The 23,747-nt window shown below is 72.1% G+C and carries 20 protein-coding genes; 17 read left to right on the top strand and 3 right to left on the bottom strand.

Annotated elements, in window-relative coordinates:
* Positions 1-24: 24 nt before the first annotated feature.
* Positions 25-519 (bottom strand): transcriptional regulator BldD, encoded by a 495-nt coding sequence (gene bldD / locus J4573_RS35665; RefSeq protein ID WP_030145002.1) that lies wholly within the window; start codon positions 517-519, stop codon positions 25-27.
* Positions 520-958: 439 nt separating this feature from the next.
* On the opposite strand from bldD, the gene pyrR reads away from it, so the two are divergent.
* From pyrR to metK, 13 genes are all read left to right on the top strand, one after another.
* Positions 959-1,558, top strand: a complete 600-nt coding sequence (pyrR, locus tag J4573_RS35660) for a bifunctional pyr operon transcriptional regulator/uracil phosphoribosyltransferase PyrR (RefSeq protein WP_208260640.1) — start codon at positions 959-961, stop codon at positions 1,556-1,558.
* Complete coding sequence (locus tag J4573_RS35655; RefSeq protein WP_208260490.1) at positions 1,555-2,496, top strand: aspartate carbamoyltransferase catalytic subunit; 942 nt, start codon at positions 1,555-1,557, stop codon at positions 2,494-2,496. The genes pyrR and J4573_RS35655 overlap by 4 nt, the downstream gene beginning before the upstream one ends.
* Positions 2,493-3,779, top strand: a complete 1,287-nt coding sequence (locus J4573_RS35650; RefSeq protein WP_208260489.1) for a dihydroorotase — start codon at positions 2,493-2,495, stop codon at positions 3,777-3,779. Before J4573_RS35655 ends, J4573_RS35650 begins: the two co-directional genes overlap by 4 nt.
* Positions 3,776-4,897, top strand: a complete 1,122-nt coding sequence (gene carA / locus J4573_RS35645; protein ID WP_208260488.1) for a glutamine-hydrolyzing carbamoyl-phosphate synthase small subunit — start codon at positions 3,776-3,778, stop codon at positions 4,895-4,897. Before J4573_RS35650 ends, carA begins: the two co-directional genes overlap by 4 nt.
* Positions 4,897-8,235 carry a carbamoyl-phosphate synthase large subunit gene (carB, locus tag J4573_RS35640; protein ID WP_208260487.1) on the top strand — a complete coding sequence of 1,113 codons (3,339 nt, stop codon included), beginning with the start codon at positions 4,897-4,899 and terminating at the stop codon, positions 8,233-8,235. The genes carA and carB overlap by 1 nt, the downstream gene beginning before the upstream one ends.
* Positions 8,236-8,322: 87 nt before the next feature.
* Complete coding sequence (locus tag J4573_RS35635; RefSeq protein WP_208260486.1) at positions 8,323-9,216, top strand: dihydroorotate dehydrogenase electron transfer subunit; 894 nt, start codon at positions 8,323-8,325, stop codon at positions 9,214-9,216.
* Positions 9,213-10,217, top strand: a complete 1,005-nt coding sequence (locus tag J4573_RS35630; protein ID WP_208260485.1) for a dihydroorotate dehydrogenase — start codon at positions 9,213-9,215, stop codon at positions 10,215-10,217. The genes J4573_RS35635 and J4573_RS35630 overlap by 4 nt, the downstream gene beginning before the upstream one ends.
* On the top strand, positions 10,214-10,927 hold the full coding sequence (gene pyrF / locus J4573_RS35625; protein ID WP_208260484.1) for an orotidine-5'-phosphate decarboxylase: 714 nt from the start codon (positions 10,214-10,216) through the stop codon (positions 10,925-10,927). Before J4573_RS35630 ends, pyrF begins: the two co-directional genes overlap by 4 nt.
* A gap of 463 nt (positions 10,928-11,390) precedes the next feature.
* Complete coding sequence (gene mihF / locus J4573_RS35620; protein ID WP_019630791.1) at positions 11,391-11,717, top strand: integration host factor, actinobacterial type; 327 nt, start codon at positions 11,391-11,393, stop codon at positions 11,715-11,717.
* A 61-nt stretch (positions 11,718-11,778) separates the two neighbouring features.
* Positions 11,779-12,408 (top strand): guanylate kinase, encoded by a 630-nt coding sequence (gmk, locus tag J4573_RS35615; protein WP_243774128.1) that lies wholly within the window; start codon positions 11,779-11,781, stop codon positions 12,406-12,408.
* Between the two features lie 23 nt (positions 12,409-12,431).
* A complete protein-coding gene (rpoZ, locus tag J4573_RS35610) occupies positions 12,432-12,686 on the top strand; it encodes a DNA-directed RNA polymerase subunit omega (protein WP_151566392.1) in 255 nt (84 codons plus the stop codon).
* A gap of 41 nt (positions 12,687-12,727) precedes the next feature.
* On the top strand, positions 12,728-14,035 hold the full coding sequence (locus tag J4573_RS35605; protein WP_208260483.1) for a bifunctional phosphopantothenoylcysteine decarboxylase/phosphopantothenate synthase: 1,308 nt from the start codon (positions 12,728-12,730) through the stop codon (positions 14,033-14,035).
* Positions 14,036-14,200: 165 nt separating this feature from the next.
* The gene (gene metK, locus J4573_RS35600; protein ID WP_208260482.1) at positions 14,201-15,394 is read left to right on the top strand and encodes a methionine adenosyltransferase; all 1,194 of its coding nucleotides are present in this window, start codon (positions 14,201-14,203) and stop codon (positions 15,392-15,394) included.
* Positions 15,395-15,507: 113 nt separating this feature from the next.
* Here the strand turns inward: metK and J4573_RS35595 are convergent, their stop codons facing one another.
* On the bottom strand, positions 15,508-16,821 hold the full coding sequence (locus J4573_RS35595) for an FAD-binding oxidoreductase (protein WP_208260481.1): 1,314 nt from the start codon (positions 16,819-16,821) through the stop codon (positions 15,508-15,510).
* Between the two features lie 81 nt (positions 16,822-16,902).
* Between J4573_RS35595 and pdxR the strand changes: the two genes are divergently transcribed.
* From pdxR to J4573_RS35580, 3 genes are all read left to right on the top strand, one after another.
* A complete protein-coding gene (pdxR, locus tag J4573_RS35590) occupies positions 16,903-18,321 on the top strand; it encodes a MocR-like pyridoxine biosynthesis transcription factor PdxR (RefSeq protein WP_208260480.1) in 1,419 nt (472 codons plus the stop codon).
* Between the two features lie 31 nt (positions 18,322-18,352).
* Positions 18,353-19,225, top strand: a complete 873-nt coding sequence (gene sigJ / locus J4573_RS35585; protein WP_208260479.1) for an RNA polymerase sigma factor SigJ — start codon at positions 18,353-18,355, stop codon at positions 19,223-19,225.
* Positions 19,226-19,329: 104 nt separating this feature from the next.
* The gene (locus J4573_RS35580; protein WP_208260478.1) at positions 19,330-19,725 is read left to right on the top strand and encodes an MFS transporter; all 396 of its coding nucleotides are present in this window, start codon (positions 19,330-19,332) and stop codon (positions 19,723-19,725) included.
* 7 nt (positions 19,726-19,732) lie between these two features.
* On the opposite strand, the gene J4573_RS35575 is transcribed toward J4573_RS35580, so the two are convergent.
* Positions 19,733-21,430, bottom strand: coding sequence for a DUF8823 domain-containing protein (locus J4573_RS35575; RefSeq protein WP_307797155.1), 1,698 nt, complete (start codon positions 21,428-21,430; stop codon positions 19,733-19,735).
* A gap of 153 nt (positions 21,431-21,583) precedes the next feature.
* Between J4573_RS35575 and J4573_RS35570 the strand changes: the two genes are divergently transcribed.
* Positions 21,584-23,737, top strand: a complete 2,154-nt coding sequence (locus tag J4573_RS35570) for a primosomal protein N' (RefSeq protein ID WP_208260477.1) — start codon at positions 21,584-21,586, stop codon at positions 23,735-23,737.
* Positions 23,738-23,747 lie beyond the last annotated feature (10 nt).

Here is a 23,747-nt window from a genome sequence, read left to right as displayed (position 1 = left end):
GTCGGGGGACGCCTCGTCAGAGGGTCAGAACGACTCGACGGCGCGCCGCGCCTCCGGGTCGAGGACTCCCCAGGTGATGAGTTCCTCGGTCAGTTCGGTCGGGGACTTGTCATAGATCACTGCGAGCGAACGCAGGTCCTCCTGCCTGATCGACAGGACCTTTCCGTTGTAGTCGCCCCGCTGGCTTTGAATCGTCGCGGCGTAGCGGGCGAGAGGACCGGCCTTGTCCTTCGGAAGCTGCTGCAGTCGCTCGAGGTCGATCACGAGCTTCGGTGTAGGCCCGAGTGGGCTCGGCGCGGCTCCGCCGGGCAGCAACTCGGATACCGGCACGCCATAGAAATCGGCGAGCTCGGCCAGCTTCTGAACGGTGACGGCGCGGTCGCCCCGCTCGTACGAACCCACGACGACGGCCTTCCAGCGGCCACGTGACTTCTCTTCCACACCGTGCAGGGACAGGCCCTGCTGGGTACGGATGGCGCGCAGGCGCGCGCCGAGAGCCTTAGCGTATTCAGACGGCATGTTGCGGCCCCCCAGGCTCACTTTCGTCGTCGTTGTCGGGGCCCTGGAGAGGAACAGGATCCGCAGGGGTCTCCCCCTTAGGGTCCATCTCCAGGGATGGTTACGGACAGTGACGGTAAAACGGTGACGGCTCTAGGTCAAGCTGATTGGAAAAAAGGGGTCGAATCCGCAGGTCTCGATCCGGGCCGACCGGATCGGCGCGAAGCCCCGCAGGCTCGGCGCCGCAGGCGTATTCACCCTCCCTTCCACGGCGCTTTCCGCGCTCCGATGTGACCCCTCTCACCAGGGAAGACACGGTTCCATCCGGGTACTGAGCAGGAGGGGGAGACTGCTACGGTGATGGGGACAAGGCGTCCTTTAAGACCCGTCCTGTGAGGCGGGAAAGGAGGTTTCGGTGGTGAATGCTGCCTCCCGGCCGGATGGGCCGGTCGAGGCGCGCGTGGCAGACGGTCACAAGGCCGTTCTCGAAGGACCGGACATCCGGCGCGCCCTCACCCGTATCGCACACGAGATTCTCGAGCGCACCAAGGGCGGCGAAGACGTCGTCCTGCTCGGCATCCAGACCAGGGGAGTCGCCCTGGCGCAGCGCCTGGCCGAGCAGCTCATGCAGGTCGAAGGCCGCAGCGTGCCCTGCGGCTCCCTCGACGTGACCATGTACCGCGACGACCTGCGCATGAAGCCGGCCCGCGCGATCCGCCGCACCGAGCTGCCCCCGGAGGGCGTCGACGACCGCATCGTGGTGCTGGTCGACGACGTGCTGTTCTCCGGCCGCACGGTGCGCGCCGCCCTCGACGCGCTGAACGACCTGGGCCGTCCGCGCGCCGTCCAGCTCGCCGTCCTGGTCGACCGCGGGCACCGCGAACTGCCGATCCGCGCCGACTACGTGGGCAAGAACCTGCCCACCTCCATGCGCGAGAACGTGAAGGTCCTGCTGGCCGAGAACGACGAGCGCGACGCCGTCCTCCTCGGTCCGAACGAAACGAGTGCGGCGAACGCGGCGGGCGCGGCCCACGCCGTCGGCGCGGGGGAGTCGAAGTGAAGCGTCATCTGATCTCCGCGGCGGACCTGACCAAGGACGACGCGCTGCTGGTCCTGGACACGGCCGAGGAGCTCGCCCAGGTCTCCGGCCGTTCCATCAAGAAGCTGCCCACCCTGCGCGGCCGCACCGTGGTCAACCTGTTCTACGAGGACTCGACCCGGACCCGGATCTCGTTCGAGGCGGCCGCCAAGCGGCTGTCCGCCGACGTGATCAACTTCTCGGCCAAGGGGTCCAGCGTGTCCAAGGGCGAGAGCCTGAAGGACACCGCGCTGACCCTGGAGGCGATGGGCGCCGACGGCGTCGTCATCCGGCACAGCGCCTCCGGCGCGCCGCACCGCCTGGCCAACTGGGTGCAGGGCAGTGTCATCAACGCCGGCGACGGCACCCACGAGCACCCGACGCAGGCCCTGCTGGACGCGTTCACCATGCGTCAGCGCCTCGGCAGCCTGGACGGCCGCAGGGTCACGATCGTCGGCGACATCCTCCACAGCCGCGTGGCACGGTCCAACGTGCTGCTGCTGGACACGCTCGGCGCCGAGGTGACCGTGGTCGCCCCGCCGACGCTGGTGCCGGTCGCGGTCGACACCTGGCCGTGCGAGGTCTCCTACGACCTGGACGCGGTGCTGCCCAAGAGCGACGTGATCATGATGCTGCGGGTCCAGCACGAGCGGATGAACGCCTCGTACTTCCCGACCGTGCGCGAGTACAGCCGCCGCTACGGCCTGGACGGCGACCGGATGGCCGCGCTGCCCGAGCACGCGATCGTCATGCACCCCGGCCCGATGAACCGCGGCGTCGAGATCGCCGCCGACGTGGCCGACTCCGTCCGTTCCACCATCGTCGAGCAGGTCGCCAACGGCGTCAGCGCCCGCATGGCCGTGCTCTATCTGCTGCTCGGCGGCTCGGAGCCCGCCATCGGCAAGGAGGTCTCCGAGTGACTGCCTACATCATCAAGAACGCCCGCATCCTCGGCGGCGACCCGGCCGACATCCTCGTTCGCGACGAGGAGATCGTCCAGATCGGCCAGGATCTGACCGCCGAGGGCGCCGAGATCATCGACGCCAAGGGCCTCATCGCCCTGCCCGGCCTGGTGGACCTGCACACGCACCTGCGCGAGCCCGGCCGCGAGGACGCCGAGACCGTCGAGTCCGGCACCAAGGCCGCCGCGATGGGCGGCTACACCGCCGTGCACGCCATGGCCAACACCGACCCGGTCGCCGACACCGCCGGCGTCGTCGAGCAGGTCTGGCGGCTCGGCCGCGAGGCCGGCTACTGCGACGTCCAGCCGGTCGGCGCGGTCACCCGGAGCATCGCGGGGGAGCAGCTCGCCGAGCTCGGCGCGATGGCCGACTCGGCCGCGCAGGTACGGGTCTTCTCCGACGACGGCCACTGCGTGTCGGACGCGGTGATCATGCGCCGCGCGCTGGAGTACGTGAAGGCGTTCGACGGCGTCGTCGCCCAGCACGCCCAGGAGCCGCGGCTCACCGAGGGCGCCCAGATGAACGAGGGCGTCATGTCGGCCGCGCTCGGCATGCGCGGCTGGCCCGCGGTCGCCGAGGAGGCGATCATCGCCCGGGACGTGCTGCTCGCCGAGCACGTCGGCTCGCGCCTGCACGTTTGCCACGTGTCCACGGCGGGCTCGGTCGAGCTGATCCGCTGGGCCAAGAGCAAGGGCGTGCAGGTGACCGCCGAGGTCACCCCGCACCACCTGCTGCTGAACGACACCCGGGCCGAGTCCTACGACCCGATCTTCAAGGTCAACCCGCCGCTGCGCACCGCCGACGACGTCACCGCGCTCCGGCACGCCCTGGCCGACGGCACGATCGACTGCGTCGCGACCGACCACGCGCCGCACCCGGTCGAGGCCAAGGAGACCGAGTGGGCCGTGGCGGCCATGGGCATGATCGGGCTGGAGACCGCCCTCGCGGTGGTCCAGGAGGCCATGATCGAGACGGACCTGCTCGACTGGGCGGGGGTGGCCGACCGCATGTCGTACCGCCCCGCGCGGATCGGGCGGCTCAGCGGACAGGGTCGTCCGCTGGAGGCCGGTTCCCCGGCCAACATCACGCTGTACGACCCGTCGCCGCGCCGCACCGTGGACGCGTCGGCGATGACCTCCAAGAGCCGCAACACCCCGTTCGCGGGGCTGGAGCTGCCCGGCCGGGTCGTCGCCACGTTCCTGCGCGGCCGGCCGACCGTGCTGGAAGGAAAACTTCAGTGACCCAGCCCCCGGCTGTGCTCATCCTCGAAGACGGACGCGTTTTCCGGGGAGTCGCGTACGGGGCGGAGGGGACGACCTTCGGCGAGATGGTCTTCAACACCGGCATGACCGGCTACCAGGAGACCCTGACCGACCCCTCGTACGCCCGCCAGATCGTCGCCATGACCGCGCCGCACATCGGCAACACCGGGGTGAACGACGAGGACCCCGAGTCCGGCCGCATCCAGGTCGCCGGTTACGTGGTCCGCGAGCCCGCCCGCGTGGCGTCCAACTGGCGGGCCACCGGCTCGCTGGGGTCGGCGCTGCGCGACCAGGGCGTCGTCGGTATCGCGATCCCGGGCACCCGCGCCCTCACCCGTCACCTGCGCGACCGGGGCGCCATGCGCGCCGGCATCTTCAGCGGGGCGGCCGTCGAGGCCGGAGTGGACGAGTTGCTCCAGCAGGTGCTGGCGACGCCCTCGATGGAGGGCGCCGACCTCGCGCCGGAGGTCGCCACGCAGGAGCCGTACGTCGTCCCCGCGATCGGCGAGAAGCGGTTCACCGTCGCGGCGATCGACCTCGGCATCAAGGGCATGACGCCGCACCGCATGGCCGAGCGCGGCTGCGAGGTGCACGTCCTGCCCGCCAAGACGACCGCCGAGCAGATCCTCGCCCTGAACCCGGACGGGGTGTTCTTCTCCAACGGGCCGGGCGACCCCGCCACCGCCGACTACGCCGTCGAGGCGCTGCGCGGCGTGCTGGACGCGGGCAAGCCGTTCTTCGGCATCTGCTTCGGCAACCAGATCTTCGGCCGCGCGCTCGGCCTGGGGACCTACAAGCTGCGCTTCGGGCACCGGGGCATCAACCAGCCGGTGCAGGACCGCCGCACCGGCAAGGTCGACGTCTCGGCGCACAACCACGGCTTCGCGGTGGACGCCCCGACGGACGGCCCGTTCGACACCCCGTACGGCCGCGCCGAGGTCAGCCACGTCAACCTGAACGACAACTGCGTCGAGGGGCTGCGGCTGCTCGACCGCCCGGCCTTCAGCGTCCAGTACCACCCCGAGGCCGCCGCCGGCCCGCACGACGCCACCGGCCTGTTCGATCACTTCATCGAGATCATGGGGAGTGGTCGCTGATGCCGCGCCGTGAAGACCTGCAGTCCGTCCTGGTGATCGGGTCCGGCCCGATCGTGATCGGCCAGGCGTGCGAGTTCGACTACTCGGGCACGCAGGCCTGCCGGGTGCTGAAGGCCGAGGGCCTGCGGGTCATCCTGGTCAACAGCAACCCGGCGACGATCATGACCGACCCGGAGTTCGCCGACGCCACCTACGTCGAGCCGATCACCCCCGAGGTCGTCGAGAAGATCATCGCCAAGGAGCGGCCCGACGCGCTGCTGCCGACGCTGGGCGGCCAGACCGCGCTCAACACCGCGATCTCCCTCTTCGAGAGCGGCGTCCTCCAGCAGTACGGGGTCGAGCTGATCGGCGCCGACGTGGACGCCATCCAGGCGGGCGAGAACCGCGAGAAGTTCAAGGAGATCGTCGCCAAGGTCGCGCGCGAGCAGGGCCTGAACGCCGAGTCCGCGCACTCGGTCATCTGCCACACCATGGACGAGGTGCTCGCGGGCGCGGGGGAGCTCGGCTACCCGCTGGTCGTACGGCCCTCGTTCACCATGGGCGGCCGCGGCTCGGGCTTCGCGCACGACGAGGACGACCTGCGCCGCATCGCGGGCGCGGGCCTCGACGCGTCCCCGACCAACGAGGTGCTCCTGGAGGAGTCGATCCTCGGCTGGAAGGAGTACGAGCTCGAGGTCATGCGCGACAAGCACGACAACGTCGTGATCGTCTGCTCCATCGAGAACCTCGACCCGATGGGCGTGCACACCGGCGACTCGATCACCGTCGCGCCCGCGCTCACCCTCACCGACCGCGAGTACCAGAACATGCGCGACGTCGCGATCGCGGTCATCCGCGAGGTCGGCGTCGACACCGGCGGCTGCAACATCCAGTTCGCCGTCCACCCGGGCACCGGCCGCATGATCGTCATCGAGATGAACCCGCGGGTCTCGCGGTCGTCGGCGCTGGCGTCCAAGGCCACCGGCTTCCCGATCGCCAAGATCGCGGCGCGGCTGGCGGTCGGCTACACGCTCGACGAGATCCCGAACGACATCACCAAGGAGACCCCGGCGAGCTTCGAGCCGAGCCTCGACTACATCGTCGTCAAGGTCCCGCGGTTCGCGTTCGAGAAGTTCCCCGGCGCCGACGGCACGCTCACCACGCACATGAAGTCGGTGGGCGAGGCCATGGCGATCGGCCGCTCGTTCACCGAGGCCCTGCAGAAGGCGCTGCGCTCGCTGGAGCAGAAGGGCTCCTCGTTCAGCTGGGCGGAGGACGGGCGCTCGGTCGAGGAGCTCGTGGAGTCGGCCCGCACGCCCCACGACGGCCGCCTGCGCGACGTCCAGCGGGCGCTGTGGCGCGGCGCGACCATCCAGGACCTGTACACGGCGACCGGCATCGACCCCTGGTTCCTCGACCAGATCACGGCCATCAACGAGATCGCCGACGAGGTCCGCACCGCCGAGGACGCGCTCACCAAGGACAAGCTGCTGCGCGCCAAGCGCAACGGCTTCTCCGACGCCCAGATCGGGCAGCTGCGCGGGATCTCCGAGGAGGTCGTCCGCGAGCTGCGGCACGCGCTCGGCATCCGCCCGGTCTACCTGACCGTCGACACCTGCGCCGCCGAGTTCGAGGCGCAGACGCCCTACCTGTACTCGGCCTACGACGAGGAGACCGAGGTCCCGCCGGGCAGCAAGCCCAAGGTCCTCATCCTCGGCTCCGGCCCGAACCGCATCGGCCAAGGCGTCGAGTTCGACTACAGCTGCGTGCACGCCTCGTTCACGCTGGCCGAGGCGGGCTACGAGACCGTCATGCTCAACTGCAACCCCGAGACCGTCTCGACCGACTACGACACCTCCGACCGGCTGTACTTCGAGCCGCTCACGCTGGAGGACGTCCTGGAGGTCGTGCACGCCGAGCAGAAGTCCGGCGAGGTCGCGGGCGTGATCGTGCAGCTCGGCGGGCAGACCCCGCTCGGGCTCGCGCAGAAGCTCAAGGACGCCGGCGTGCCGATCGTCGGCACCTCGCCGGAGAGCATCCACCTGGCCGAGGAGCGCGGCGCGTTCGGCCGCGTCCTGCACCGCGCCGGGCTCGCCGCCCCCAAGCACGGCACCGCCACCTCCTACGAGGAGGCCAAGGAGATCGCCGACGAGATCGGCTACCCGGTGCTGGTCCGGCCGTCCTACGTGCTCGGCGGCCGCGGCATGGAGATCGTCTACGACGACACCACGCTGGGCACGTACATGGCCAAGGCGACCGACGCCAGTCCTGAGCACCCGGTGCTGGTCGACCGGTTCCTCGACGACGCGATCGAGATCGACGTGGACGCGCTCTACGACGGCACCGAGCTCTACCTCGGCGGCGTCATGGAGCACATCGAGGAGGCCGGCATCCACTCCGGCGACTCGGCGTGCGCGCTCCCGCCGATCACCCTCGGGCACGACGACATCCGGCGCATCCGCGAGTCCACCGAGGCGCTCGCGGCCGGCATCGGCGTGCGCGGGCTGATGAACGTGCAGTACGCGCTCGCCGCCGGGGTGCTCTACGTGCTGGAGGCCAACCCCCGCGCCTCCCGCACGGTCCCGTTCGTGTCCAAGGCGACGGCCGTGCCGCTCGCCAAGGCCGCCGCGCGGGTCATGATGGGCGCCACCATCGCCTCGCTGCGCGAGGAGGGCCTGCTGCCCGAGTCGGGCGACGGCGGGATGCTCCCGCTGGACGCGCCGATCGCGGTCAAGGAGGCGGTGCTGCCGTTCGACCGGTTCCGCAACGCCAAGGGCCAGGGCGTCGACATCGTGCTCGGTCCGGAGATGCGCTCCACCGGCGAGGTGATGGGCATCGACGAGGTCTTCGGCACCGCCTACGCCAAGTCGCAGCAGGGCGCCTACGGCTCGCTGCCGACCAAGGGCCGCGCGTTCGTTTCCGTCGCCAACCGGGACAAGCGACACATGATCTTCCCGGTGAAGCGGCTCGCCGACCTCGGTTTCGAGATCCTGGCCACCGCCGGCACCGCCGAGGTACTGCGCCGCAACGGAGTCCGTGCCAAGATCGTGCGCAAGCACAGCGAAGGCCCCGGATCCGACGGCGAGCCCACCATCGTGCGGCGCGTCCTCGACGGCGAGGTGGACCTCATCGTAAATACTCCCTTCGGAAGCCCGGGTCAGTCGGGACCTCGTCTCGACGGCTACGAGATCCGTACCGCGGCGGTGCTGCGCGGCGTGCCGTGCGTCACCACCGTCCAGGGACTGGCCGCGGCGGTGCAGGGCATCGAGGCCATCGCGGGCGGCCACGTCGGCGTCCGGTCGCTGCAGGAGCACGCCGAGCGGCTGCGCGGCGCGCACGGCCGGACGGGGCTCGAATGAGCGCCGGGGTTCGAATGAGCGCGGCACGGCTCGCGCGGCCGCGACGGCGGCCCGGAGGGCGCTGACACGACGACGAGAGGGAGACGGGTGTCCGACACACCGGTGCAGACGTCGGCAACCGTTCTGACGGTCCGCCAGGTGCAGGACTACCACGCGATGACGCTGGTGGCCCCGGCGATCGCCGAACGGTTCCGGCCGGGGCAGTTCGTGGCGCTGGCCGTGGGCGGCGAGCACACGAGCCGGCTGGTCCGCCGCTGCTTCGGTGTGTACGAGGTGAAGTCGGACTACGGCGGCACCGTGGAGGTGGTGTTCGCCGACCGGGACGCCGGGACCGCGTGGCTGTCGGGCCGCCGCGCCCGTGACCAGGTCGACCTGGTCGGGCCGCTCGGCCGCCCGTTCCGCCTCCCGCGCGACCCGGTCAGCTGCCTGCTCGTCGGGGGAGGGCCGGGCGGCGCGTCGCTGTTCGCGCTCGCCGACACCCTCCACCGGCGCGGCTGCCAGGTGCACTTCGTGCTCGGCGGCGGGTCCGCCCGCGAGGTGTTCGGCTCGCGGATGGCGCAGCGCATCGGCGACACAGCCGTGCTCACCACCGAGGACGGCACGCTCGGCGACAAGGGCACGGTCCGCGAGGTCCTGCCGAAGGCGATCCAGGACACCGGCGCCGACGTCGTCTACGGCTGCGGCCCGACCCGGCTGCTGCGGTCGGTGACCTCCATCGCCTCGGAGTACGGCCTGCCCTCGCAGGTCTCGGTGGAGGAGTTCCTCCAGGAGACCGGGGCCTGCGGCATCGGCGTCTGCATGACCTGCGTGCTGCCCTTCCACGGTGACGACGGCGTCACCCGGATGGTGCGGGCGTGCGCCGACGGCCCGGTGCTGCGCGGCGACCGGGTCCGCTGGGGCGATCTCGGCACGATCCCGTTCGACGCGCTCGGTGCCCCGCGCGTCCTGTCCGTCTCGGAAGGGGGCGGAGCGAGCCGATGAGCGCCCGCCTGAAGACCCGCCTCGGCGCGCTGGAGCTGCCGAACCCGGTCATGACCGCCGCCGGGTGCGCCGGCACCGGCCGGGAGCTGGCCCAGTTCCACGACCTCACCCGGTTCGGCGCGTTCGTCACCAGCTCGGTGATGACCCAGCCGCGCGCCGGGCGGCCGACGCCCCGCATGTCCGAGACGCCGAGCGGCCTGCTGACCGCGATGGGCCTGCCCGGCCCCGGCATCGAGGGCTTCCTCGAACGCGACCTGCCCTGGCTCCAGGAGCAGGACGCGCGCACGATCGTGTCGATCGCCGGCAACAGCGTCGAGGAGTACGCCGAGCTCGCCCGGCGGCTGCGCGGCGTGCCCGGCATCGCCGCGATCGAGGTCAACGTCGCCTGCCCGAACGTCGAGGACCGCGGCCGGATGTTCGCCTGGCACCCGGGCGCCGCCGCCGCGGTCGTCGGGGCGGTCAGCGCGGCGGCCACCGTGCCCGTCCTGGCCAAGCTCGCCCCGGACGTGGCCGACATCGTGACCATCGCGCTGGCCTGCGTGGACGCCGGCGCCGACGGGCTCACACTGATCAACACGATGGAGGGCATGGCGATCGACCACCGGTCGCTGCGCCCCGTTCTCACCGGCGTGTCGGGCGGCCTGTCGGGCCCCGCGATCCGCCCGGTCGCCATCCGCTGCGTCTACCAGGTGCACGCCGCCCTGCCGGGCACGCCGATCGTCGGCGTCGGCGGGGTCGCCACCGGGCTGGACGCGCTGGAGTTCGTTCTCGCGGGCGCCTCCGCCGTGGCCGTCGGCACGACGCTGTTCCACGACCCGACGGCCGGACCCCGCATCGTCCGCGAGCTCGACGAGGCACTGGCGGCCCGGCGCATCGGCCGGCTCGCCGACGCCGTCGGGCTCGCCCACAAGCCCACCGGATACGTTCCACCCCAGGTCCGCCCCGAGCCTCCCGTCGAGGAGCCCGCCGAGCCCGGGGAGCTGAAGGAGAAGCTGCCGTGACCGCTGCCGCCCCCATCGCCGTCGCCCTCGACGCTCCCGATCTGGAGACCGCCGCGCGCTGGGCCACCCTGGTGACGCCGCACGTGACCACCGTGAAGGTCGGGCTCGAGCTCTACCTGCGGTACGGCCCGGACGTGGTGGCGAGCGTCCGCGGCGCGACCCGGGTCCAGGTCTTCCTGGACCTCAAGCTGCACGACATCCCGGCCACCGTGGCCGGCGCCACCCGTGCCGTCGCGCGCCTGAAGCCCGCGTTCCTCACCGTGCACGCCACCGGCGGCGAGGCGATGATCCGCGCCGCCGTGGAGAACGCGGGCACCGCCAAGATCGCCGCCGTCACGGTCCTCACGTCGCTGCGTGACGGCGACCTGGACGCGCTCGGCCTCGCCGGACCGGCCTCAGACGCCGTACGACGCCTCGCGGTGCTCGCCGTGGACGCGGGTGCCCAGGCATTGGTCTGCTCGCCGCAGGAGGCCAATGCGGTCCGCGCAGAGGTCGGCCCGGACATCACCCTCATCACCCCGGGCGTCCGCCCGTCGGGTTCGGCCACCCAGGACCAGGCCCGCGTCGCCACGCCGGAGGAGGCCCTGGAGGCCGGAGCCGACCTTCTGGTGATCGGCCGCCCGATCACCGGCGCCCCCGACCCCGGCGCGGCCGCCGCCGCGATCGCCGCTGTTTTGAGAAGGCTTTCGCGGCCTCAGCCCCTCGCCTAGCGGCTCGGGACCGAACCGCAAAAGCGGCGAGCGCGACATCGCTCCGCGATCTTCGCGGGCGACTTCGCCTTCGGCTCGCCGCCCGCTCAGGTAGCGCGCTCGCGTGCGTGGCTGATGCCACCGCCCCCTCTCTGGATCTTCGGGAGGGGGCGTTGGACTTTTCGGGCCTAGTTCGTGGGGGTTTCGGACACGGTGATGGAGATCACGTTCGGATGGGTGAGGAGTGACACATTCGGGGGTCTCGAGGGGGCTTTTTTGCGATCTTGCGAAACTCCCAGGAAGGCGGGGGGTTCGCGTCTGAGGGGCCCGAGTTGAGCACACTCCGTATTCAGGACACTGCATGGAGTGATTTTCGTGATTTTGTGGCGTGCTAAACGGCACTTCACGTTGCCTTATGGGGTCTGAACTCGCTAGTTTCCCAACCCGTCCGACTCCGTCGAGTGGAAACCTGAGGTGACCCGGCGTGGCTCTTCCGCCCCTAACCCCCGAACAGCGCGCCGCAGCCCTTGAGAAGGCTGCCAAGGCCCGCAAGGAGCGGGCCGAGGTCAAAAACCGGCTCAAGCACGGGGGAACCTCGCTTGCCGAGGTCCTCAAGGAGGGACAAGCCGACGACGTCATCGGAAAGATGAAGGTCTCGGCCCTCCTGGAATCGCTGCCCGGCGTGGGCAAGGTTCGTGCGAAGCAGATCATGGAGCGTCTCGGTATCGCCGAGTCCCGCCGCGTGCGGGGCCTCGGTGCGAACCAGCGCGCCTCCCTGGAGCGTGAGTTCGGCGGCGGTGGAAACCGCTGACAAGCTCGCGGACGGGCGCGGCGGTTCGGCCGTCGCGGCCAGGTCCGGTATACCCGAGGGCATGCCCGTGACCGGCCCCATCCCGTCCAGCTCCGGCGCACCCATTCCTGCGCCGGACGGCTCAGAGCCGCATGACCAGCTTGTGCGACGGCTGACGGTCCTCTCCGGGCCGTCGGGCGTCGGCAAGAGCACGGTCGTCGCCGAGATCCGGCGTGCGCACCCCTCGGTGTGGCTGTCGGTCTCGGTGACCACCCGGCCCCCGCGGCCGGGTGAGGTCCACGGCGTGCAGTACTTCTTCGTCGACGACGCCGGTTTCGACCGGCTCGTCGCCGAAGGGGAGCTGCTCGAGTGGGCCGAGTTCGCGGGCAACCGCTACGGCACCCCGCGCGAGGCGGTCATCGACCGGCTGGAGCGCGGCGAGGCCGTCCTGCTGGAGATCGACCTCCAGGGCGCGCGGCAGGTCCGGCAGACGATGCCGGACGCGCAGCTGGTCTTCCTGGCCCCGCCCTCCTGGGAGGAGCTGGTCCGCCGGCTGGTCGGCCGCGGCACCGAACCGCCCGACGTGATCGAACGCCGTCTCGAGGCGGCCCGGGTCGAGCTCGCGGCCGAACAGGAGTTCGACCTCACCTTGATCAACACGTCCGTCCAGGACGTGTGCCGCGAGCTGCTAACCTTGATGTCCGTTCACTAAGACCACTATCGGAAGGCGACGGTGTGGCAGCCAGCACCGAAGGCATCACCAACCCGTCGATCGACGAGCTTCTCGAAGTCGTCGACACCAAGTACGGCCTCGTGAGCATCGCGGCCAAGCGCGCGCGGCAGATCAACGCCTACTACGCGCAGCTCGGCGAGGGCCTGCTCGAGTACGTGGGTCCCCTCGTGGAGACCCAGGTCCAGGAGAAGCCGCTGTCGATCGCGCTGCGCGAGACCCGCGAGGGCCTCCTCAACGCCGAGCCGATCGAAGGCTAAGGCGGACGGCCGGCGACGGCCGTTCCTGGAACCACCATCTGATGACCTCCCGCAAACCGCGTGTCGTCCTCGGCGTCAGCGCGGGCATCGCCGCGTACAAGGTCTGTGAGCTGCTGCGGCGGCTGACCGAGTCAGGGCACGACGTGCGCGTCGTGCCCACGCGTGATGCCCTGCGCTTCGTCGGCGAGCCCACATGGGCCGCCCTGTCGGGCAACCCGGTCGCGACCGAGGTCTGGGAGAACGTCGACGAGGTCCCGCACGTACGGCTGGGGCAGGAGGCGGACCTGGTGTTCGTCGCCCCGGCGACCGCGAACACCCTCGCCAAGGCCGCCCACGGACTGGCCGACGACCTCCTCACCAACACGCTGCTGACGGCGCGCTGCCCGGTGGTGTTCGCGCCCGCGATGCACACCGAGATGTGGGAGCACCCGGCCACCCAGGCGAACGTGGCGACCCTGCGCGCCCGCGGCGCGCTGGTGCTCGAACCCGCCTCGGGCCGCCTCACCGGCAAGGACACCGGCAAGGGCCGCCTGCCCGACCCCGCCGAGCTCTTCGAAGCCGCCCGCCGCGTCCTGGCCCGCCAGGAGACGTTGGCCGCCTCCGGCAGGCCGGCCGAGCCTGGCGTGTCGGCCGAGGACGAGGACGGGCGGTTCGCGGGGGAGGGGGCGCGCGCCGCGTCCGGGTCCGGCCGGTGGCTGGATCTGGCCGGGCGGCACGTGGTGATCTCCGCCGGGGGCACGCGGGAGCCGATCGACCCGGTGCGCTTCATCGGCAACCGTTCCTCCGGGCTGCAGGGCTACGCGCTGGCCAGGACGGCGATCGCGCGCGGCGCGCGGGTGACGCTGGTGGCGGCGAACGTGGCGCTGCCGGATCCGGCCGGGGCCGACGTGGTCCCGGTGGGGTCGGCCGAGGAGATGCGCAAGGCCGTGATCGAGGCCTCCGGCGCGGCGGACGCGGTGGTCATGGCCGCCGCGGTGGCCGACTTCAGGCCCGCCGACTACCGGGGCTCGAAGATCAAGAAGGCGCCGGGCGCGGAGCCCGAGCCGATCCACCTGATCAAGAACGCGGACATCCTGGCCGAACTGGGTCAGCGCCGCCGCCCCGGTCAGGTGATCGTCGGGTTCGCCGCCGAGACCGACGACGTGCTCGCCAACGGGCGGGACAAGCTCGTCCGCAAGGGCGCTGACCTGCTGGTCGTCAACGAGGTCGGCGCCGACCTGACGTTCGGCAGGCCCGACAACGCCGCGGTGATCCTGGCGGCGAAGGGCGAGCCGGTCGAGGTGCCGCGCGGGGCCAAGGAAGCCCTGGCCGACGTGGTCTGGGACCTTGTCTCCCAGCGGCTCGAGTGATTTACCCTACCGTTCCAGTCAGGATTTAGTGGCGGTCAATCACGGGCCGCTAGACTTCGACAAGCACATACGACCTGGGTGGGGGCATGGTCGCCTGCCGCCTCGGCCCTCACAACCGTCCGTTCTGCGACATCAGTCAGCAGCCGCTGCAAGGAGTTCACGTTCGTGTCTCGCCGCCTGTTCACCTCCGAGTCCGTCACCGAAGGACACCCGGACAAGATCGCCGATCAGATCTCTGACGCGATCCTCGACTCGATGCTCAAGGACGACCCCAAGAGCCGGGTCGCCGTCGAGACCATGATCACCACCGGCCAGGTGCACGTGGCCGGCGAGGTGACCACCGAGACCTACGTGGACATCCCCGGAGTGATCCGGGAGAAGATCCTCGAGATCGGCTACGACTCGTCCCAGAAGGGCTTCGACGGCCACTCCTGCGGCGTGTCGGTCTCCATCGGCGCTCAGTCGCCCGACATCGCCCAGGGCGTCGACGACGCCTACGAGACCCGCGAGGGCGAGGGCATCGACGACCTGGACCGCCAGGGCGCCGGCGACCAGGGCCTGATGTTCGGGTACGCGACCAACGAGACCCCCGAGCTCATGCCGCTGCCGATCACCCTCGCGCACAAGCTGTCGCACCGGCTGTCGGCCGTCCGCAAGTCCGGCCAGGTGCCCTACCTGCGCCCCGACGGCAAGACCCAGGTCACCATCGAGTACGACGGCGACCGCGGCGTCCGCCTCGACACGGTCGTGGTGTCCAGCCAGCACGCTCCCGACATCGACCTGAAGGAGCTGCTCACCCCGGACATCAAGGAGCACGTGGTCGACCCCGTGCTGGCCCAGTTCGACCTGGACTTCACCGGCTACCGGCTGCTGGTCAACCCGACCGGCCGCTTCGAGATCGGCGGCCCGATGGGCGACGCCGGCCTGACCGGCCGCAAGATCATCGTCGACACCTACGGCGGCATGGCCCGCCACGGCGGCGGCGCCTTCTCCGGCAAGGACCCGTCCAAGGTCGACCGGTCCGCCGCGTACGCCATGCGCTGGGTCGCCAAGAACATCGTCGCCGCGGGCCTCGCCGACCGCGCCGAGGTGCAGGTCGCCTACGCGATCGGCAAGGCCCACCCGGTCGGCGTGTTCGTGGAGACCTTCGGCACCGAGAAGGCCGACCCGGTCAAGATCGAGCAGGCCGTCGCCACGGTCTTCGACCTGCGCCCGGCCGCGATCGTCCGCGACCTGGACCTGCTCCGCCCGATCTACTCCCAGACCGCCGCGTACGGCCACTTCGGCCGTCCCGAGCCCGACTTCTCCTGGGAGCGCACCGACCGCGCCGAGGCCCTGGCCAGCGCCGCCGGCCTCTGATCCACCGCGCACAAGCACCACGCGCCCACGCGCCACGCGCCACGCGCCACGCACGAACGCGAAAGGCCCCGGGAGATCCCGGGGCCTTTCGCGTTCCTGTGCTGCGTGCCGGACTAGCTGCCGAGGACGGGGAAGTTGCTGCGGAAGGTGCCCTGGGGGTCGCGGTCGCGCTTGATCTGCTGGAGGCGGGCGACGGCGCCCGGGGCGAAGGCGTCGGCGGCGGTGTCGCCGATGGCGAGCGCGGTGTAGGGCTTGCGGCCGCTGACGTACGGGGCGATGGCGTCGACCATCTCCTGGCGCCGGGTCTTGATGGCGTCGGCGGCCTCGGGGGTGCCGGGGATCCCGAACATGTAGAGGTAGTACGGCTCGGTGAGCGCCCCGTGCGGGCTGTCGGACGGGCGGGTGAACGCGCCGCCCAGGTGGCGGATCTGTACCGACAGCAGCGGGTCGATCGGGGCGGAGAGGAGAGCCTTGGCCGCCACCTCGTCCAGGTCGGTCAGCAGCTCCGCCCGGGACATGCCGGGGGCGGGGTCGGTGGGCTCGGCGGTGATCGCGCCCAGGTCGGCGACCGGCATGGCCGCGCGGCTGTCGGAGAGCGTGCCGCCGATCGTGTCGAACGCGGCGAGGAGATCCCGGGCCTCGGCCGAGTCACCGAGGTAGGTGGCGTCCACGGCCACCAGCGGAGCGGCGCCGGGGAACTTCAGCAGGTCCAGCCACACCGTCAGCTCGTCGGGGGCGGACGCGGTGATCTCCCGGTAGGCGGCCATGACCGCCGGGGCCTGCTCGGCGGCCCACATCATCCGGCCGCCGAACAGCTCCGGCGCGGGGTGCAGGTCGAACTCGACGGAGGTGACCAGCGCGAAGTCGCCGCTGCCGCCGCGCAGGGCCCAGAACAGGTCGGCGTCGGAGTCGGCGGTGACCCTCGCCTGGTCGCCGCCGGCGTCCACGATCTCGAACGCGCGGACGCTGTCGGCGGCCCAGCCGTGCTTGCGGCCGAACCAGCTCAGCCCGCCGCCCAGGGTGTAGCCGGTCACGCTGACCACGGGGGAACTGCCCGGCAGGCCGGTCAGTCCGTGCGCCCCGGCGATGGCCTGCACCTCGCCCCACTTCACCCCGGCGCCCACGCGGGCCGTCCGCGCCTGCGGGTCGACGTGGATCTCGTTCAACGCCCCGGTGCGCAGCAGGACCGCCTCGTTCACGTCACCGGTGGCGCCGTGCCCGCTCGGCTGCGCGGTCACCGTGAGCCCGGCGGAACGGGCGTGCCGGACCAGCGCCGCGACGTCGGCTGCGTCGGCGGCCTCCACCACGGCGGGGACGGGCTGCTCGACGGCCAGGTTCCAGGGGCGGCGGGCCTGCTCGAAGCCCTCGTCGCCGGCCAGCAGGACGCGGCCTCGGACAACGGTGCGCAGCTCGTTCAGGTTGCTCATGGTTTCCCCCAAGTGTGGTGGTGCGGTTCGTGATGACCATGAATCTACGGAGGGGAAAGACCGCGTGTAGGGTTCAATCTGATGGAGAGAACATGGGTCAATTCTGCGGAGCGCATCGGCGCTGACCTGCACCTGGACCTGTCCGGGCCGGGCAGCCGACGGGCGGCGCTCACGCGCGCCCTGCGGGAGGCCGTCAGGGCGGGGAGACTGGCGCCCGGCACCCGGTTGCCGCCCTACCGTTCTCTGGCCGCGGACCTCGGCCTGGCGCGCAACACCGTCGCCGACGCCTACGCCGAACTGGTCGCCGAGGGCTGGCTGACGGCCCGCCAGGGCTCGGGGACCCGCGTGGCCGAACGTGCCCGCCCCGCCAAGGTCCGTCCGGCCGCGCCCGTCCTGCCCAAGGCCTCGCTCCGCCTGCCCCACAACCTGCGCCAGGGGCAGCCGGATGCCGCCTCGTTCCCGCGCGCGGCCTGGCTCGCCTCCGCCCGCCGGGCGCTGAACGCGGCGCCCAACGAGGCGTTCGGCCCGGGCGACCCGCGCGGGCGCATCGAGCTGCGCCGTGCCCTGGTCGACTACCTCGCGCGCGCACGGGGCGTACGCACCGATCCCGGCCACATCGTCATCTGCTCAGGCTTCGCGCACGGGCTGCGGCTGCTGCTCGGCGGCGGCGTCGTGCGCGGGCCGATGGCCGTCGAGTCGTACGGCCTGGCGTTCCACCGCTCGATCCTCGACGCCGCCTCGGTCCGCCCGGCCGCGCTCGACCTCGACGAGCACGGTGCCCGCACGCAGGACATTCCCAAGGGCGTGCACGCTGCGCTGCTGACCCCCGCCCACCAGTTCCCGACCGGCGGGCCCCTCGACCCGGACCGGCGGGCGGCGGCGATCGACTGGGCCCGCGCCGGCCGCGGCCTGATCCTGGAGGACGACTACGACGGCGAGTTCCGCTACGACCGCCAGCCCGTCGGGGCCGTCCAGGGACTGGACCCCGACCGCGTCATCTACCTCGGCTCGGTCAGCAAGAGCCTGTCCCCGGCGCTGCGGCTGGGCTGGATGGTGCTGCCCGGCCACCTCGTGGACGGCGTGCTGGCCGCCAAGGGCCTGCGCGAGGCCTGGGCGAGCGTGCTCGACCAGCTCACGCTCGCCGACTTCATCGACTCCGGCGCGTACGACCGGCACGTCCGCCGGATGCGCCAGCACTACCGGAAACGCCGTGATCAGCTCGTGGCGGCCCTCGCCGAGCGCGCCCCGCACATCCATCCGACCGGCATCGCGGCGGGCCTGCACGCCGTTCTGAGGCTGCCGCCCGGAACCGAGCAGGCCGCCTGCGAGTCGGCCCTCATGCACGGCGTGGAGCTCGACCGCCTCGCCGCGTTCCGCCATCCGGCGGCCACCATGCCCGCCCACGACGGCCTCGTCGTCGGCTACGCCACCCCGCCCGACCACGCCTACACCGCGGCCGTGGACGCCCTCTGCGCCGCGCTGCCACCCGCCCCGAGATGATCGGATTGCCCGGTGTCGGTAGGTTGGACCCGTGGTGGAGCAGGACGAACTCGCGGCGCGCTTCGAGGAGCACCGGTCGCATCTGAGGGCAGTGGCGTACCGGATCCTGGGCTCGGTGAGCGAGGCCGAGGACGCGGTCCAGGAGGCGTGGTTCCGGCTCGTACGGTCCGACGCCGACGAGATCGACAACCTGGGCGGCTGGCTCACCACCGTCGTCGGCCGGCTCTGCCTGGACCAGCTGCGCTCGCGCGAGTCCCGCCGCGAGGACCCCTACGGCGAGTACGAGCGGATCCCCGACCCGATCGTCGGCCGGATGGACGCCATCGACCCCGAGCAGGAAGTGATGCTGGCCGACCAGGTCGGCCTCGCGCTCATGGTCGTGCTGGAGACGCTCAACCCGGCCGAACGCCTGGCCTTCGTGCTGCACGACATGTTCTCGCTCTCCTTCGAGGAGATCGCGCCCATCGTCGACCGCACCCCCGCCGCCACCCGGCAGCTGGCCAGCCGCGCCCGCCGCCGCGTCCAGGGCAGCCCCGCCCCCGACACCGACACCGAACGCCAGCGCACCGTCATCGAGGCGTTCATGGCCGCCGCGCGCGGCGGCGACTTCGAGGCCCTGGTCTCACTCCTGGACCCCGACGTGGTCCTGCGCGCCGACGTCGGCGGCCTGGCCCTCCAGATCACCCGCGGCGCCGCCGAGGTCGCGGGCAAGGCCATGATGTTCCAGCGCTTCGCCGCGTCCACCCACGCCATCATGATCAACGGCCTGCCCGGCTCCGTCACCGCCCCCGGCGGCAAGCCCAGCGCCGTCATGAGCCTGACCCTCCGCGACGGCAAGATCGTCGGCATCGACATCATCGCCGACCTGACCCGCCTGGACACCCTGGACATCCCCGTCGACTGACCCGCCGCAGACCCGCCGCAGACCCGCTGCGCGGGCTAGCGCTCCTCCGGCGGCGCGTCCTCCACGGGCGGCGTGCCGCGGGCGCGACCTCACTGGTCGGCGGCGTGATCGCCGTGGTGACCACGCTGCCGTCCGTCTTCATCACCGCGGGCGTCCCGTACCGGCTGCTGGACGCGGGCCTGTTCGCGCGCGGCTGGGGCATCGGGCTGTCGGCGATGCCCGCGATGACGGACGCCTTCCGGGCCCTCGAACCCGCCAAGGTCGCCGACGCGACCCCGCAGCTCAACATCGTGCAGCGGATCGGCGCCTCCATGGGCACGGCGATCTTCGCGGTCGTGCTGCAGCAGGGCCTGGACGACGCGGGCGTGTCCCCGGCGGGCCAGGCGGACGCCTTCGTCTGGGCCTTCGTCTGGGCCTTCGGTGTGACCGTCGTGGCCGTCTTCCTGGCCGCCCTGCTGGCGGTGCTCGAACGCCGCGAGCGCCGGGCGCGCCCCTCTTAGGGGAGCGTCAGTCCTTGCAGGGGGTGCCGCGCGGGATCTTGTAGGTGGCGCCGACCGTGTAGTGGCCGGGCTTGGAGAGGTGGAGGCGGACGAAGTCGCCCGCGGGGGCCACGCAGCCCGAGCCCGGGCCGTGCACGCTGAGCCAGGGGGACCAGGAGATCCGCAGGAGCACCGAGCCGGGGTTGGGGGCGTCGACGACGACCTTGTCGGCGCGGATCTTGTCCACGGTGGCGGGCGCGTCGACCAGGGCGGTGGGGGAGGCGACCTTGTAGAGGCGCCAGTGCGGGTCGCGCCAGACCTCGCTCAGGTAGGGCTGCGGGCTGCGCACGACGGCGGCCTCGTGGCGGGCGGCCCAGTCGACCTCGCGCTCGGGCAGGACCACGTACTGGACGGCCCACTTGTGGAGCCAGTCGCGGTAGGCGACGGGGTCCAGCGACTCCTTGTCCTCGTAGAACAGGGCGTTGCGCTCGGCGTCGACCTGGCGGTTCCAGCCGCGGGCCAGGACGAACTTGCGGCTGAGGCCGAACGCCTCCCAGTGCGAGCGCAGCGGGACGACCTCGACCCGGCCGTTGGCGGCGCCAAGGCGCTCCAGCTCGTCGATCAGGCCCTTGGAGTGGCTCGCGGTGGCGGCGGCGGGACGGGTGTGGATCAGGTCGTCGACCGGCTTCACCACCTGCCAGACGGCGGTGACCGCAAGGGCCAGGCCCAGGACGACCAGGCGGCGCTTGTCGCTCAGGGGGGTCGCGACCATCGCCGCGATCAGGAACATGGCGCCGAAGATCAGCGCGAGGCGTTCCACGTTGGAGCCGATCGGGGACGGGATCACCCAGGTCAGCAGGATGCCGAGGAGGTAGACGCCGGCGCCGACCCGGACGACCTTCCAGGACCGCGGCGCGCAGATGAGGATCGCGACGACGCTGGCCAGCGTGGGCAGCACGATCGCGGTGGTGGAGATCGGCTGGTTGCCGTAGAAGGGGAACAGCAGCGACGTCGTCGCCACGACCAGGGGCGGCCCGAGCGCCAGCGCGATCCCGGCGCGGCGCCGTCCCGTCAGGATCAGCGCGGCGGCCAGCACCATGACGAACAAGCCCGCGACGGGGCTCGCCAGGGTGGCCAGCACCCCGAGCGCGAACATCCCGACCGCGCGCAGCATCGGCGTGCCGCGCCCGCCCGCGTACGCGGGGAACACCGCCGCCAGCGCGAACAGCAGGCCGAGCCCGAACGTGACCCGCCCGGACGCGGAGTTGCACGACAGCGCGAACGCCGCCCAGATCGCGGCGGGCAGGGCCATCGGGGCCTTGAAACGGACCAGCAGCAGCGCGGTGAGCGTCGCCGACAGGGTCCCGGTGACCGTGGCGACCGTACGGATCCCCGCCCAGCCCATCAGGTAGGGCGACAGCACGCTGTAGTTGGCCGGGTGCATCCCGCCGTACCAGGCCAGGTTGAACGCCGTGTCGGGGAACTTGCGCGCCCATCCCGTCCAGGCGGCCTGGGCGGCGATGTCGCCGCCGTCGGTCGCCAGGAAGACCGCCCACACGATGTGCAGGATCGCGGCCGTCAGTGTGGCCGCCATCACCGGCTTGCGCGGGTCGAGCCACTCCCGCCATCGCGACCCCTCGGGGGGCGCCACAGGCAGGCCGAAGCGCCGCGTCGAGGCGTAGCGGATCCGCCCGCCGGCCCGCTGTGGGGTCTCTGCGGTGGTCACGGCGCCTGCACGGGTCGCGCGGACATTCGGGGAGCCGAGGGCATCGGGCAATGATCCCGTCAACTGGGAGTTAACTCAAACCGAGCGTGTCACATGGCGTGGCCATATGTCGCGGTCGGTTAGAGCGTCGGGCTGATCTGGTAGGACGGTGGAGTGACGAACGACGGTGGGGGATCGGACCTGATTCCGGGGCTCGGCGACATACCCCGGGTCACCCCCGAGGCGGCCGCCAAACCGGGCCGGAAGCCGGACAAGGCGGGCAAGAAGGCCCCCAAGAAAGGCGCCCGCAAGCCTGCGGACAAGCTTCCCATTGCGCGCGTCGCCGTGGATGTCTCTCTCCCACATCTGGACCGCCCCTTCGATTATCAGGTACAGACCGAGCTGGCCGAGACGGCGGTCCCTGGCTGCCGGGTGCGGGTGAGGTTCGCAGGTCAGCTCGTGGACGGCATTCTGCTGGAGCGGGCCGAGGAAAGCGATCATGAGGGCACGCTGCTCTTCCTCGATCGTGTCGTGTCGGCCGAGCCGGTGCTGACGCCGGAGGTCGCGGCGCTGGCCCGCGAGGTCGCCGACCGCTACGCGGGTTCGCTCTACGACGTGCTGAGGCTGGCCCTGCCGCCCCGGCACGCCCGGGTGGAGGCCGAGGCGCCCGCCGAACGCCTGGACGATCCTCCGGCGCCTGAGGGGCCCGGCCCGTGGGCCGACTACCCGGCGGGTCCCTCGTTCCTGGGCGCGCTGGCGGAGGAACGGGCGCCACGGGCGGTCTGGACGGCGCTGCCGGGGCCGTCCTGGCCCGCCGCGCTCGCCCGCGCCGCCGCCGTCACGCTCGCCGCCGGCCGCGGGGCCTTGATCGTCGTGGCGGACCGCCGCGACGTCGCCCGCGTCGACGAGGCGCTGACGGAGGAGCTGGGGGAGGGGCGGCACGTCGCGCTGACCGCCGACGTCAAGCCGTCCGAGCGCTACCGGCGCTGGCTGGCGATCCTGCGCGGCTCGGCCCGCGCGGTGGTCGGCACCCGGGCCGCGATGTTCGCCCCGGTCGCCGATCTGGGCTTCGTCGCGCTGTGGGACGACGGTGACGACGTTCACCCCGACCCGCACGCGCCCTACCCGCATCCGCGCGAGGTCCTGGCGCTGCGGGCGCATCGTTCCGGCGCGGGGGCGCTGATCGGCGGGCTCACCCGTACGACCGACGCCACCCAGCTGGTGGGGTCGGGCTGGGCGCACGCGCTGGCCGCCGACCGGGACACGATCCGCAAGGCCATGCCGCGGATCACCCCCATCGGCGACGACGCCCAGCTGGCGCGCGACGGCGCCGCCCGCAGCGCCCGCCTGCCGAACGTGTCGTTCCAGGCCGCCAGAACGGCGCTGGAGGACGGCCCGGTCCTGGTCCAGGTGCCCCGGCGCGGTTACCTGCCCGCGCTGGCCTGCGGCAACTGTCGCGAACGAGCCCACTGCGGTGCCTGCCAGGGTCCGCTGGCCCTGTCCTCGGGCCACGCCACGCCGTACTGCCGCTGGTGCGGGCGCATCGCCGGGGACTGGCGCTGCGCCGAGTGCGGCCACATCCACATCCGCGCGGTGGTCGTCGGCGCCAAGCGCACCGCCGAGGAGCTCGGCCGCGCCTTCCCCGGCGTGCCGGTCAAGACCTCCGGGCGGGACGCGATCCTCGACCGGATCGGGCCCGGGCGCGCCCTGGTGGTCGCCACGCCCGGGGCCGAGCCGGTGGCCGAGGAGGGCTACGCCGCCGCCCTGCTCCTGGACGGCTGGGCCCTGCTCGGCCGCGCCGACCTGCGCGCGGGGGAGGAGGCGCTGCGCCGCTGGATGAACGCCGCCGCCCTCGTCCGCCCCGCCGGGCCCGTGATCGTCTCGGCCGACGGCGCGCTCGCCCCGGTCCAGGCGCTGATCCGCTGGGACCCGGTCACGTTCGCCGAACGGGAGCTGGACGAACGCCGCGAGGTCGGCTTCCCGCCCGCGTTCCGCATGGCCTCCCTGACCGCCACCCCGGCGGCCATCCGCGAGCTGCTGGCCGACGCGCGCCTGCCCGAGGGCGCCGAGGTCCTCGGCCCCGTCCCGGTGTCCACGCCCTGGAACGCGCAGGCCGCCGACGACTCCGCATCCGGCGAAGTCGGCTCGGGGGGCGCGGGGGGTCGTCCCTCCTCGGGCAACAGGCCGAAGGAGCGGGCGCTGGTCCGGGTGCCGCGTTCCGGCGCCGCCGAGCTCGCGCGGGCGCTGAAGGAGGCACAAGGGGTACGAAGCGCCCGCAAGGTCGAAGAGTACGTACGAGTTCAGATCGACCCCCTGGAGCTGCTCTGAGCACTAGGGT

The organism is Actinomadura barringtoniae, assembly GCF_017573505.1.
Lineage (GTDB): Bacteria > Actinomycetota > Actinomycetes > Streptosporangiales > Streptosporangiaceae > Spirillospora > Spirillospora barringtoniae.
This window is presented reverse-complemented; position numbering and strand designations above follow the sequence as displayed.